General features: G+C 74.6%; 13 protein-coding genes, 1 tRNA gene and 1 pseudogene. 10 read left to right on the plus strand and 5 right to left on the minus strand.

Annotated features, from left to right (window positions below; all coding sequences use genetic code 11):
- Positions 1 to 46: 46 nt before the first annotated feature.
- The 3 genes from B5P21_RS11660 to B5P21_RS11670 form a co-directional block, all read right to left on the minus strand.
- Positions 47 to 814 (minus strand): gamma-glutamyl-gamma-aminobutyrate hydrolase family protein, encoded by a 768-nt coding sequence (locus tag B5P21_RS11660; protein ID WP_045527191.1) that lies wholly within the window; start codon positions 812 to 814, stop codon positions 47 to 49.
- 78 nt (positions 815 to 892) lie between these two features.
- A complete protein-coding gene (locus B5P21_RS11665; RefSeq protein WP_045527189.1) occupies positions 893 to 1,585 on the minus strand; it encodes a pyridoxine/pyridoxamine 5'-phosphate oxidase in 693 nt (230 codons plus the stop codon).
- A gap of 509 nt (positions 1,586 to 2,094) precedes the next feature.
- Positions 2,095 to 2,166 (minus strand) — tRNA-Arg (locus B5P21_RS11670).
- 205 nt (positions 2,167 to 2,371) lie between these two features.
- On the opposite strand from B5P21_RS11670, the gene B5P21_RS11675 reads away from it, so the two are divergent.
- The 10 genes and pseudogenes from B5P21_RS11675 to B5P21_RS11720 all read left to right on the plus strand — a co-directional run bounded on the left by B5P21_RS11675 (position 2,372) and on the right by B5P21_RS11720 (position 11,452).
- A complete protein-coding gene (locus B5P21_RS11675) occupies positions 2,372 to 2,614 on the plus strand; it encodes an antitoxin (RefSeq protein WP_045527188.1) in 243 nt (80 codons plus the stop codon).
- A gap of 47 nt (positions 2,615 to 2,661) precedes the next feature.
- Complete coding sequence (locus B5P21_RS11680) at positions 2,662 to 3,168, plus strand: 2'-5' RNA ligase family protein (RefSeq protein WP_172457249.1); 507 nt, start codon at positions 2,662 to 2,664, stop codon at positions 3,166 to 3,168.
- Positions 3,169 to 3,256: 88 nt separating this feature from the next.
- Positions 3,257 to 5,287, plus strand: a complete 2,031-nt coding sequence (locus tag B5P21_RS11685; protein ID WP_094171178.1) for a TPM domain-containing protein — start codon at positions 3,257 to 3,259, stop codon at positions 5,285 to 5,287.
- 84 nt (positions 5,288 to 5,371) lie between these two features.
- Positions 5,372 to 6,115: a PspA/IM30 family protein gene (locus B5P21_RS11690; protein ID WP_043587651.1), complete on the plus strand. Its 744-nt coding sequence runs from the start codon at positions 5,372 to 5,374 to the stop codon at positions 6,113 to 6,115.
- A gap of 94 nt (positions 6,116 to 6,209) precedes the next feature.
- A pseudogene (locus B5P21_RS11695) lies at positions 6,210 to 6,857 on the plus strand (NADPH-dependent F420 reductase).
- Positions 6,858 to 6,947: 90 nt separating this feature from the next.
- On the plus strand, positions 6,948 to 7,790 hold the full coding sequence (locus B5P21_RS11700; RefSeq protein ID WP_094171179.1) for an arginase family protein: 843 nt from the start codon (positions 6,948 to 6,950) through the stop codon (positions 7,788 to 7,790).
- 68 nt (positions 7,791 to 7,858) lie between these two features.
- Entirely contained in the window at positions 7,859 to 8,698 is an 840-nt protein-coding gene (locus B5P21_RS11705) for a crotonase/enoyl-CoA hydratase family protein (RefSeq protein WP_094171180.1), read from the plus strand.
- Positions 8,699 to 8,754: 56 nt separating this feature from the next.
- Entirely contained in the window at positions 8,755 to 10,188 is a 1,434-nt protein-coding gene (locus B5P21_RS11710; RefSeq protein ID WP_094171181.1) for a dihydrolipoyl dehydrogenase family protein, read from the plus strand.
- A complete protein-coding gene (locus B5P21_RS11715; RefSeq protein ID WP_045527183.1) occupies positions 10,185 to 10,577 on the plus strand; it encodes a Fe-S oxidoreductase in 393 nt (130 codons plus the stop codon). The genes B5P21_RS11710 and B5P21_RS11715 overlap by 4 nt, the downstream gene beginning before the upstream one ends.
- Positions 10,574 to 11,452 carry an SDR family NAD(P)-dependent oxidoreductase gene (locus B5P21_RS11720; protein WP_045527181.1) on the plus strand — a complete coding sequence of 293 codons (879 nt, stop codon included), beginning with the start codon at positions 10,574 to 10,576 and terminating at the stop codon, positions 11,450 to 11,452. The genes B5P21_RS11715 and B5P21_RS11720 overlap by 4 nt, the downstream gene beginning before the upstream one ends.
- 36 nt (positions 11,453 to 11,488) lie before the next feature.
- Here the strand turns inward: B5P21_RS11720 and B5P21_RS11725 are convergent, their stop codons facing one another.
- Both B5P21_RS11725 and B5P21_RS11730 read right to left on the minus strand, forming a co-directional pair.
- Positions 11,489 to 11,893, minus strand: a complete 405-nt coding sequence (locus tag B5P21_RS11725; protein ID WP_045527179.1) for an SIP domain-containing protein — start codon at positions 11,891 to 11,893, stop codon at positions 11,489 to 11,491.
- Between the two features lie 2 nt (positions 11,894 to 11,895).
- Positions 11,896 to 12,837 carry a siderophore-interacting protein gene (locus tag B5P21_RS11730; protein WP_094171182.1) on the minus strand — a complete coding sequence of 314 codons (942 nt, stop codon included), beginning with the start codon at positions 12,835 to 12,837 and terminating at the stop codon, positions 11,896 to 11,898.
- Positions 12,838 to 12,935 lie beyond the last annotated feature (98 nt).

Raw genomic sequence — 12,935 nt, forward strand, 5'->3', positions numbered from 1 at the left:
GTGCGGCGTCGTCGTGCGCGCCGCGGTCGTCCGGGTCGGTGTCGGCTCAGGCGGCCGCGGTGCGCGCGTCGTCGGCGGGCTCGCGCAGCGCGCAGGCCTCGGCGAGCGCGTCGAGCAGGGCGGGCAGCTGGTCGCGCGCGGCGCCCGGGTCCTCCGGGTGCCACTGGACGCCGATGACGGGCGCGCTCTCGTGCTCGACCGCCTCCGGCACGCCGTCGGGCGCGACCGCGACGACGCGGAGGCCCGTGCCCGGGCGGTCGACCGCCTGGTGGTGCGCGCTCCGCACGACGACGTCCGTGGATCCGAGCACGCGGGCGAGCCGGGTGCCCGCGGCGACCCGCACGTCGTGGTCGCGCATGACGGCCGTGATCTCGGTCGCGTCGTTGCGGTGCTCCCCCACGCCCTCGATGTGCTGCTGGAGCGTGCCGCCGAGCGCGACGTTGACGATCTGGGCGCCGCGGCAGATGCCGAGCAGCGGCGTGCCCTCGGCGACGGCACGGCGGACGAGCGCGATCTGCCCGGCGTCCGCGACCTCGCGGTGCGTCGAGCGACCCTCGTACTCGGCGGGCCCGCCGTAGAAGCGCGGGGCGACGTCCTCGCCGCCCATGATGACGACCGCATCGGCCTCGCGCGTGCGGGCGAGCAGCGACTCGACGCCCTCGTCCTCCGCGGCGATGTTCTCGACCAGCCAGCCGGCCGCGTCGGCGACCTCGGCGACGCGCGCGTTGAGGCCCTGCACGAGCGTGTTGTACGCGGCGGCCTCGGGGCGGGAGCGGGTCACCTGCACGACGGCGAGGCGGAGGGGGGCGGGCATGGATCCAGTGTGCGGCGTCGCCCGCGGGATCGCACGCCGCGCGTCATGTCCCGCAACACGCGTCGGCGGCGGCGGGCCTCATGGCCAGACGAGCGTGTGCGACCAGGATCCGTCGGGCCCCGACCGGTACATGATCCGCAGCTGCCCGTGGTCCTCGGTCGCCTGCCAGAACTCGACGACCGTCGGCTGGAGCACGTAGGCGCGCCACGACTCGGCGACGAGCTCCGGATCCTGCTCCACGGCCTCGCGCGCCCGCGCGATCCGCGCGTCGCGCTCGGCGGCGTCGGGCATCGGCTCGCTCTGGTCGCCGGCGATGACCTCGGCGCGCGACGACGGGTGCCGGGCGAGGAAGTCGCGCTCGCTCACCTCGCGGTCCCCGTGGAAGACGGGCCCGGTCGCGCGGATCTGGCGCCCGCGCTCCCGCCAGTACACGACGAGCGCCGCGCGGGGGTTGGCCTCGAGGTCGCGCCCCTTGGGGCTGTCGGCGAGCGAGGAGATCCAGAGCGCGCCGGGCTCGTCGTCGACCGTGGGCGTCACGTCCTTGAGCAGCAGCGTGCGCGCGCTGGGCCTCCCGTCCGCGTCGGCCGTGGCGAGGACGACCGCGTTGGGCTCGGCGGCGTCGTGGGCGACGGCGTCGCGGATCCAGTCGATGACGAGGTCGATCGGGTCCTCGGGCAGGTGGGCCGGGTCGAGCTCGGGGAAGTCGTGGGGCTTCGGCTTCGCGCCCTTGAGGAGGTCGCGGACCGGGGTGGAGTCGTCGTCGTCAGCCATGCTCCGAGCCTAGGCCGACCGGCTGCGGACGCCCGGCTCGCGCGGGAGGAGAGCGGGGCGGACCCGCCAGCGGTGGCCTGCCATCGCATGATGCGGTATCCGGGACGCGCGTTCGACATCCTGCAGGAATCGGATTGGTCGGGCTGCCACTGGATTTTTCCAGTACCGGTCAGCGTGGTCGTCGCGCCCGTCCTTCGCTACCTTCTTCCTCAGGCCCGCTCCCCCAGTTGGGCCCAGCACCACGCGGCGGGAACCCGAGACCCGTCTCGGGCCCCGCCGCGTGTGTTCACGCGTCCTCCGCCCCTGCCGCCCCGCGAGCGCGCGTCGAGTCGAGTCGATGCGACCACCATCACGCAGCCATGCGTGACCCCGTCGCCGCCGTCCGGCCGGCGGATCCCGCCGTCGCGCTCGGGTGCCGAGGAGTCCATGCGCGTCCCCGGACGCACGAGAGGCCGTCCCCGCGGACGGGACCGGCCTCTCACCGCACCAACACGGGATATGGGAAGGTGTGCCCCCAGGAGGATTCGAACCTCCGCCCCTGCCTCCGGAGGGCAGTGCTCTATCCCCTGAGCTATGGGGGCCAGGGTGCGCGCGAGCGCGGATCCAGGGTAGCACCGGCGACGAGGCCCGCCGTGCCGCCGTCACGGGCCGGGAGCGCCGACGCATTCCCTCTCCCGGGGAGACTCCCCGCTCCAGCACAGGCGCGGCACGCCAGGATGGACGCAGGACGACCGCCGCGCCGCCCGGCACGGCGGCCCACCCGATCCCCTCCAGAGGAGACCACCCGTGAAGCTGTCCCGCATCGCCGCCGCCGCCACCGGCTTCCTGCGCACGTCCAAGGGCCAGGACGTCGGCCGCACCGCCATCGACAAGGTGTCCGGCATCGCCGACAAGGCCACCGGCAGCAAGCACGCCGACAAGATCCAGAAGGCGCGCCAGGCCGCCGACGACCAGCTGCGCAAGCTCGGCCCCGACGGCGGCCGCGGCGGCCAGGGTCCCGTCCCGCCCGCGACACCGCCCCGCCCCTGAGCGCCGGCAGCCTCGAGCTCACGCTGGACGCGGCATCCGACGCCGCGATCCGCGCATCGTGGCGCGCCGTCGCCGACGCCGGCCTGCCGAGCCTCGCCGACCACGCCGGGGAGACCAACCGCCCGCACGTGACGCTGCTGGCGGCCGACGGCCTCGGCGGATCCGCGGACGACGCCGTCCGCGGCCTCGTCGCCTCCGCTCCCCTGCCGACGCTCCGGCTCGGCGGGCTCGTGGTGTTCGGCGTGCCGCCGCGGGGACTCGTGCTCGCGCGGCAGGTGGTGGTGGACCGGGCGCTGGTCGACCTCCACGCGCGGATCCACGCGGCCGTCGACCAGGCGACCGCCGACGCGGACGCGGACGCCGCGCCTGTCGAGGTCGTCCCGCACACGCGCCCCGGATCGTGGACGCCGCACATCTCGATCGCCCTGCGGCTCACGACCGAGCAGCTCGGCGCCGCCGTGGAGGCGCTCGGCCGCATCGACCCGCTCGACGCCCCGGCCGTCGGCCTCCGCCGCTGGGATCCGCGCGACCGCACGACAACGGAGCTCGCGTGACCCGCGCGGCCGCCATCCTCACGGCCACCGCAGGCACCCGCGCCACTAGCCTGGACGGAGCACGAACTTGAGACGACGGAGGAGTCGCATGCCGCGGTCCGCGAGATTGCTGGGGGCCGCGCTCGCGCTCGGCCTGGCCGGGGCTCTCGTGCCCCAGATGGCGCAGGCCACGGAGCCGGTGGACTTCGGCGGGGCCTCGATCGTCGATCCGGTCGATGCCGTCACGTCCGCGCAGGAGCAGCAGATCCAGCAGGCGATCGACCAGCTGCAGGAGCAGACCGGGGTCACGCTCCACGTCGCGTACGTCGACACGTTCACGGGCGCGGCGAACCAGGCGGCCTGGGGGCAGGCGACGAAGGACGCCAACGGCTTCGGGTCGACCGACGCGATCCTCGCCGTCGCCGTCGACGGGCGACAGTTCACGCTCGGCGTCCCGGACAGCGTGTCCGTCGCGCAGCGGACGCAGCTCACCGACCAGGTGGTCGCGCCGCGTCTGAGCGACGGCGACTGGTCCGGCGCGGCGATCGACGCCGCGCAGGGCCTCCAGTCCATCTCCCAGACCGGCACGGTCGCCGAGACCGGCACGGGATCCACCCCCTCATCCGGCAACGACTCCGGCATCGACTTCGGCCTCGTCCTCCTCTACGTGCTCGGCGCGATCCTCCTGGCCGCCGTCGTCACGACCCTCGTCGGCCGCCGGAAGAAGCGGAAGGCCGTCGCCGCGAAGCGCCAGATCGCGCTCGCGGAGATGAGGACCGCCGAGCAGCGCGCGGGCAGCATGCTCGTGCAGCTCGACGACGCGCTCGAGACCAGCGAGCAGGAGGTGGGCTTCGCGGAGGCGGAGTTCGGATCCGGCGCGGTCGGCCCGTACCGGGAGGTGCTCGCGTCGGCGGGCGGCAAGGTGCGCGAGGCGTTCGCGCTGAAGCAGAAGCTCGACGACACCATCGAGGACACCGACGAGGAGCGCCGCACATGGGCCGCGCGCATCGTCGACCTGTGCGAGGAGGCGCGGGCCGAGCTCGACGCTCAGGCCGCGTCGTTCGAGGAGCTGCGTGCCCTGGAGAAGAACGCGCCCCAGACCCTCGCCGCCATCGTCACCGACGCGGAGTCGCTGAAGTCGCGCATCGAGCGGACGCAGGAGGCGGTGGACCTCCTCGGCCGCCGCTACGCCGGCCCGTCGATGACGACCGTCACGGGCAACGTCGACCAGGCCCGCTCGCTCCTCTCCTTCGCGACCGACACCGCCCAGGAGGCCGCCGAGGCGATCCGCGCGGGCGATCGCGCGTCCACGGGCGAGATCGCGGTCAAGGTGCGCGCGGCGCAGCAGGCGGTCGGCCAGGCCGGCAAGCTCCTCGACGGCGTCGACCGCGTCTCGTCCGACCTCGAGCACGCGTCCACGCGCGTGCAGGAGGAGATCGCGGACGTCCGCAGCGACATCCAGGACGCCCGCGCCGCCCAGCGCGGCGGGCGCATGCCGGAGCTGACCCGGCTCGTGGAGGCGGCCGAGCAGGCCATCGCCGACGCGAAGCCGCTGCAGGGCCGTCTCGCGGATCCGCTCACGAGCGTCACGCTGCTGCAGGAGGCGGAGGCCCGGCTCGACGAGGCGCTCGCGCCCGTGCGGGAGCAGCAGGAGCAGGTGCAGCGCGCGATCGGCTACCTGCCGCGCGCGCTGTCCACCGCAGAGAGCCAGGTGGCCACCGCCCGCGACTTCATCTCCACCCGTCGCGGCGGCGTCGGCGAGGAGGCGCGCACGCGCCTCGCCCACGCGCAGCGCGCGCTCGACGACGCGCACGAGGCCGCGCCGCGCGATCCCGTACGGGCGGTCGCCGCGGCGCAGGCCGCCACCGCGTACTCCGCGCAGGCCATCGAGGCCGCGCAGCGCGACCTCGACCAGGGCGGCGGATACGGCGGCTACGGCGGCGGCATGATGGGCGGCCGCGGCGGCGGTGACGCCTTCGGCGGCGCGATCATGGGCGGAATCATCGGCGGCCTGCTCAGCGGCGGCGGAGGCGGCGGCTGGGGTGGTGGCGGCGGCGGCTTCAGCGGCGGGGGCTTCGGCGGAGGCTTCGGCGGCGGCGACTTCGGCGGCGGAGGCGGCTTCGGCGGCGGCGACTTCTAGCGACGACCAGCAGCACGACGAGAACGAGAGCGACCCATGATCAACCCATTCCGCCGAAGCACCAGACGAGAAGGAGCAGCACCCATGTCCAAGCAGTCCATCCTCGGCCGCATCGCCCAGCTCGCGAAGGCCAACATCAACAACCTCATCGACCAGGCCGAGGACCCGCAGCTCATGCTGGACCAGATGGTCCGCGACTACACGGAGAGCATCCGCGAGGCCGAGAGCGCCGTCGCCCAGACCATCGGCAACCTGCGCATGATCGAGGACGACCACCGCGAGGACGTCCAGGCCGCGCAGGACTGGGGTCGCAAGGCCCTCGCCGCGAGCACGAAGGCGGACGAGTACCGGAACGCCGGCAACACCCCGAACGCCGACAAGTTCGACGCGCTCGCCCGCGTCGCGCTGCAGCGCCAGATGCAGTCGGAGAGCGAGGCGAAGGGCGCGGAGCCCACCATCGCGTCGCAGACCGAGGTCGTCGAGAAGCTCAAGCAGGGCCTCGACACGATGCGCGGCAAGCTGCAGCAGCTGTCGTCGAAGCGCGACGAGCTCAACGCCCGCCAGAAGACGGTGCAGGCGCAGTCGCAGGTGCAGGACGCCATGAAGAGCATCGACATCATGGATCCCACCAGCGAGGTCAGCCGCTTCGAGCAGAAGATCCGCCGCGAGGAGGCCCGCGTCCGCGGCGCCGAGGAGCTGCAGGCATCCAGCCTCGACGCGCAGTTCGAGGAGCTCGAGGACCTCGGTGAGCTGACCGAGGTCGAGGCGCGCCTCGCCGCGCTCAAGTCCGGCGGGTCCGCGCCGAAGCAGGTCACGTCCGGCGAGTAGCCGACCGCTCGATGCACGGGCGCCGTCCTCCGGGGCGGCGCCCGTCGTCGTCCCGGAGGGGAATGCCCGCCCCGCGGATGCCGTTCCCTCCCCCATGACCAACATCGGAATCATCGGCGCCGGACTCATCGGCAGCCAGCTCGCCCGCCTCTTCACCTCCACCGGCCACGACGTCGTCATCGCGAACTCGCGCGGCCCGGAGACCCTCACCGACCTGATCGACGAGCTGGGCGAGCACGCGCGCGCCGCCACCGTCGAGGAGGTCGCCGAGGCCGGCGAGATCGTCGTCGTCACCATCCCGCTGAAGAACATCGACAGCGTCCCCGTCGCGCCCCTCGCGGGCAAGATCGTGATCGACACCGACAACTAGTACCCGGAGCGCGACGGCCACATCGCCGAGCTCGACGACGAGACCACGACGACCGCGGAGATGCTGCAGCGGCACCTGCCCGAGTCGAAGGTCGTCAAGGCGTTCAACCACATCTACGCGGCCGACCTCACCGAGCACGGCACGCCCGCCGGCACGCCCGACCGCCGCGCCCTGGTGATCGCAGGCGACGACGCCGACGCCAAGGCGACCGTCACCTCGATCCTCGACTCCTTCGGCTACGACACGGTCGACGCGGGACCCCTCGCGGAGGGCTGGCGCATCCAGCGCGACACCCCCGGCTACGGCCCGAAGCTCGACGCCGCGGGCCTCCGCCAGGCGCTCGCCGAGGCGAAGCGCTACCGCGACATGTAGCCCTCGTCCTCCCCGGCCGACGCCCGCCCTCCCCGCTCACGCGGAGACGGCGGGCATCGCCATCTCCGGCCTCCCAGGCGATACTGGGGTGTGCCCGCCTCCTTCGTCGTCGTCCCCCAATGGCAGGGCTCGGGCTCGTCCCGCGCCATGAGGCTCGCGGACGGCGCCGAGGCCATCCGCGGCGACCTGCCCGCGTCCGCCACGCACGTCGTCGACGTGCCCGTCGAGGCCGGCGAGTCGCTCGGCACGGGCGTGCTCCGCTACGCGTCGCTGCTCGCGGTGCGCACCCGCCAGGAGGCGGCGCTCGAGGCGGCGTCGGCGTCCGGCGCGTCCCCCGTCGTCACCGTCGGCGGCGACTGCGGCGTGGAGATCGCGTCCATCGGGCACGCGGCGGCCGCGCATCCCGGCCTCGCGGTCGTGTGGCTCGACGCCCACGCCGACCTCAACTCCCCCGCATCCTCCCCGAGCGGCGCCTTCCACGGCATGGTGCTGCGCGCCGCCATCGGCGAGGGCGTCGACGGGCTGGATCTCCCCGCGGGCACCGTCACGCCCGGCCGCGTCGTGCTCGCCGGCGTGCGCGCGCTGGACGACGCCGAGTCCGACCTCGTCGAGTCGCGCGGCATCGCGCTCCTCGGCGCCGACGCCGTGGGGCCGGAGTCGCTCGTCGCGGCGGTGGCCGCGACCGGCGCCGCGCACGTCTACATCCACGTCGACCTCGACGTGCTGGATCCCGGTGCCATGTCCGGAGTCGGCCACCCCGAGCCGTTCGGGCTCGACGTGCAGGTCGTGACCGAGTCGATCAAGGCGCTGCGCCGGTCGTTCGAGCTCGCGGGCGCGGGGATCACCGAGTTCGCGCCCTCCTCCCCCGCGGCGGCCGTGGACGACATGGGCACCATCCTGAGGATCATCGGGGCGCTGACCGGGCCCGTGTGACCCGACCGGGTGGTCGCGCCGCGCTCCCGGCCCTGCGAGGCTGGGGCGGACGATCGAAGGAGACCGCCGTGAGCGACGACGCCCGCACCGCATCCCCCGCCGAGCACCCGGCCGACGAGGCACCCCGGGTGCGCGTCGAGCGGCGCGGCCACCTACTGCTCATCGGCCTCGACCGGCCCGCGAAGCGCAACGCCGCCGACATGCGGATGCTCCGCGAGCTCGCGAGCGCGTACGGCCTGCTCGACCGCGACCCGGAGCTGCGCGTCGGCGTCGTGCACGCGATCGGCGACCACTTCACCGGCGGGCTCGACCTCGCGGACGTGGCCCCGCACATCGGGCAGGGCCCCGGCGGCGGGCTCGACAGCGTGCCGGATGACGGCGTCGACCCGTGGCGGATGGCGGATGCGGGCGTCGGCAAGCCCGTGGTCCTCGCGGTGCAGGGCACGTGCCTCACCCTCGGGATCGAGCTGGCCCTCGCGAGCGACGTCGTGGTGGCGGCGGCCGGCACGCGGTTCGGGCAGATCGAGGTCGCGCGCGGGATCCTGCCGTTCGGCGGCGCGACCCTCCGCTTCCCCGCGGTCGCGGGCTGGGGCGATGCCATGCACTGGATCCTCACGGGCGACCCGTTCGACGCGGAGGAGGCCAAGCGGATGCGCATCGTGCAGCTCGTGGTGCCCGACGGCGAGCAGCTGCGGGCGGCGATCGGGATCGGCGAGCGCATCGCCGCGCAGGCGCCGCTCGCCGTGCAGGCGACGCTCCGCAACGCCCGCGCCGCCGTCCGCGACGGGCACGGGGCCGCGGCCGCCGCGCTCCCCGCCGAGCTCGTGCGGCTCGCGGGATCCGAGGACGCGGCACGCGGCATGCGCGCGGCCGCCGAGCGCCGTCCCGCGGACTTCGTCGGCCGCTGATCCGCCGACCGAAGCCGCCCGGCTGGCGTGACGGACGCCGGGCGTAGGGTCGGACGATGACCTCCTACGACCTCATCGTCATCGGTGCCGGCCCTGTCGGCGAGAACGTCGCCGACCGCGCGAAGCAGGGCGGGCTCTCCGTGCTCGTCGTCGAGTCCGAGCTCGTCGGGGGTGAGTGCTCCTACTGGGCCTGCATGCCCAGCAAGGCGCTCCTGCGCTCCGGCAGCGCCCTCCGCGCCGCGCGCGCCGTCGCCGGATCCAAGGAGGCCGTCACGGGCGGCCTCGACGTCGCCGCCGCGCTGAAGCGTCGCGACTCCTTCACCAGCTCCTGGGACGACCAGGGGCAGGTGAGCTGGCTCGAGGGCATCGGCATCGACCTCGCGCGCGGACACGGGCGCATCTCCGGGCCGCGCCGCGTCACGGTCACCGCGCCGGACGGATCCGTCACCGAGCACGAGGCGACCCACGCGGTCGCCGTCTCCACCGGCACCGCAGCCCTCCTCCCCGACATCCCCAGCCTCGCCGAGGCGCAGCCGTGGACGAGCCGCGAGGCCACCGCCGTGGAGGTCGTCCCGGACTCGGTCGTCATCATCGGGGGCGGCGTCGTCGCGGCCGAGATGGCCACCGCGTACGCCTCGCTCGGCAGCACCGTCACGATCATCGCGCGCAGCGGCCTGCTCGCCGGCCAGGAGCCCTTCGCGGGCGAGCTCGTCGGCGACAGCCTGCGCGACATGGGCGTCGACGTGCGCCTCGGCGCCTCGCCCTCCCGCGTCACGCGCGACGGCGACCGGGTCACGGTCGCGATCGACGGCGGATCGGACGTGACGGCCGCCGAGGTGATCGTCGCGACCGGCCGCATCCCGCGCACGGAGGACCTGGGGCTCGACACCGTGGGCCTCGAGGCCGGCGCGTACCTCGACGTGGACGACACGATGCTCGTCGCGGGCGAGGTCAACGCGGAGACGCCGTGGCTCTACGCCGTCGGCGACGTCAACCACCGCGCGCTCCTCACCCACCAGGGCAAGTACCAGGCGCGCGCCGCCGGCGACGTCATCGCCGCGCGCGCGACCGGCGGCACCGTCGACGACTCCCCCTGGGGCATCCACGTCGCGACCGCCGACCACCGCGCCGTCCCGCAGGTCACGTTCACCGACCCCGAGGTCGCGAGCGTCGGCCTCACGGCGAAGGCGGCCGACGACGCCGGGATCCGCACGCGCGTCGTCGACTACGACCTCGGATCCATCGCCGGCTCGAGCCTGCACGCCGACGGGTACGCGGGGAAGGCCCGCATGGTCGTCGACGAGGACCGCGGCGTCATCGTCGGCGTCACGTTCGTCGGCCAGGACGTCGCCGAGCTGCTGCATTCCGCCACCATCGCGGTCGTCGGCGAGGTGCCGCTCACGCGCCTCTGGCACGCCGTGCCGTCGTACCCCACCATCAGCGAGATCTGGCTGCGCCTCCTCGAGACGTACGGGCGGCCGACCGCGTGATCCGGGCCGGCATCGGCGCCGCGGTGGGAGCCCTCCGCGGCGTCCTGCTGGACTCGCCGCTCTCGCGCGCGGGCAGCGGCGTCGCCACCGCGGTGGGCCTCGCGATCGGCCTGCCGCTGAGCACGGGAGAGGTGCGCCGTCACGGCGACCTCATCGTGCTGACGGGCCTGCCGTCCTGGGTCTTCGGGCGCGGCGGCACGTGCGTCGGCCGGGTTTACCTCACGCGCGACAACGCCGGATCCGCGGTGCTCGAGCACGAAGCCGTGCACGTCGTGCAGTGGCGGCGGTACGGGCTGCTGATGCCGCTGCTCTACTGGTGGGCGGGGCGGGATCCGCTGCGGAACCGGTTCGAGATCGAGGCCGGCCTGGAGAAGGGCGGCTACCGGTGAGCGGGCCGCTCGACGGCCGCACGGTCGTCCTCACGGGCGCGAGCTCCGGCATCGGCCGCGTCGCCGCCCGCGAGCTGCACGCGCGCGGCGCCGACGTGGTCGTGGTCGGCCGCGATCCCGAGCGGACGCGCGGCGTCGCGGCCGAGCTGGGCGCGCGGCACGTGCTCGCCGACATGGACCGGCTCGACGAGGTGCGCGCGCTGGCGGCGACGCTGCTCGAGACGTGCCCGCGGATCCACGTTCTGGCCCTGAACGCCGGCAGCCTCGTCCCCCGGCGAGCTATGACGATCGACGGCCACGAGACCACGTTCCAGCGCAACGTCCTCGCGCCGTTCCTCCTCACGCGCCTGCTCCTCCCCCGCCTCGAGGAGACGCAGGCCGCGCTCGGCGCCGACGAGAGCCCGGTGCGCGTCATCGGCACCGCGAGCCGCGCGAACCTGTGGGGCCGCGTGCGCCTCGACGACCTCGACTGGCGGAAGCGCCCCTGGCTCGGCGGCTGGCAGGCGTACGGCACGTCGAAGGCGATGATGATCCTGATGATGCGCACGCTCGCCGAGCGCGTCGGCCCTCGGGGCATCGAGGCGTGCTCGTTCCACCCGGGCCTGGTGCGCACGTCGTTCGGATCCGACAGCACCGTGATGAAGGCGCTGCTCGCGCTCTCGATGGGCGCCTACGGCATCTCCGCCGAGGCGGGCGCCGTGCCTCTGGTGCAGCTCGCGTCGGTGCCCGACATGGCCGCGCCGAACGGCACGTACTTCGACCAGCTCACGCCCGACGGGAAGACGACCGCGCGGGCCAGGGACCCGCAGCTCGGCCGCGACCTGTGGGCGGCACTGGAGCTGGCGGCGGGCACGGACGAGCGACTGCCGCGCTGAGACGCCCCGCAGCGCATCGCAGCCGGCGGATCCGCGTCAGCGCGTCGCGAGCAGGTGCAGCAGGTCGTCGTGCCCGCCGACATGGCCGCCGAGCAACACGCTGACCTCGGTGACCGGGTGCTCGTCGGAGATCGGCGCGGAGAAGACCATCATCTCGCTGGCCCACGCGCCGACCGCCCGGGCGACCGCGGCCATCGGCTCGGCAGGCGCGCCGTCGACCCCGCGGCCCTCGCGCGCGATCACGGTGACGACCATGCGCGGCGGGTGCGCGAGCGCGACCTCGACCGCGGCGTCCGGCACCTCGACGAACACGCTGCCGCGCGTGCACAGGGGCAGGGCGGCGAGCGCGGCCTGCGTCTCGGCGAGGCCGGTCTCGTCGGTGACGAGCAGCACCTGGCGCTTCACGTCCTTGCGCGTGCGCGAGCGGGTCGCTCCGGCCATGGTCAGGATCCCTCCGCCGCGCCCCGGCGCCAGTAGCCCATGAAGGCGACCTGGCGCCGGTCGATGCCGGTGTCGCGCACGAGGAAGCGGCGCAGGGCCTTGATGCAGCCGGACTCGCCCGCGAGCCAGGCGTAGAGCGTGGAGCCCTCGTGGACGACCGGCGCGTCCCAGACGATGGCGTCGGCGTCGTCCGCGGCGAGCGGCTGCGCGGCCTCGGCGAGCGCGACCTCGGGGACGGCGATGGCGCCGACCTTCACGTGGCAGTCGACCCAGTGGCGCACGGCCTCCTCGAGGCGGGATCCGTTCGGCCGTCCGTCGCGCGGCAGCCAGGTGAGGTGGACGCCCTTCGGCACGCGCACGTCGAGGCGGTCGCCCGTGACGGGCACCTCGATGAAGGCGCAGCCCACGGCGTCGTCGGGAAGGGAGGAGAGGATGTTGCAGATGGCGGGCGCGGCCGTCTCGTCGCCCGCGAGGAGCAGCGAGCGCGCGGCGCCCGGGTGCCACTCGATGCCGAGGCCGCGGGCGGGGCTGAGGGCGTCGGGACCGATGATGACCATCTCGTCGCCGGGCTGCGCGGAGCCCGCCCAGCGGGAGGCGGGACCCATGTCGCCGTGCAGCGCGAAGTCGATGTCGACCTCGCCGAGCTCGCGGCGCACCGCGCGGGACGTGTAGGTGCGCAGCGGGTTGCGCTCGGCGTCCGGCAGGGCGCGCCACCAGGCGAACCAGTCGTCGCCGCCGACGCCGGTGAGATCCGGCAGGCCGTGCTCGGCGACGGGCAGCAGCAGCTTGATGCGCTGGTCGAGGCACTCGTCGCCGAAGTCGCGCAGGTCGTCGCTCTGGAACGTGATCCGCAGGAACGTGGGGCTGACGCGCTCGGTACGCGCGACCCGGGCCGCGAACGGCCGGTAGGCGGGACGCTCCACCGCGGGTTGCTCCGCGACCACGGCCGAGGCTTCTGCCGTGCTGCTGGCGAGGGTCGCGGTGGAGGTAAGCACAGCCTAAGTATGGCATGCCTTACCTCAGGGAGCGAGGGCGGGCGGCG

Source organism: Clavibacter michiganensis subsp. insidiosus (genome assembly GCF_002240565.1).
In the GTDB taxonomy this organism is placed as follows: Bacteria; Actinomycetota; Actinomycetes; order Actinomycetales; family Microbacteriaceae; genus Clavibacter; species Clavibacter insidiosus.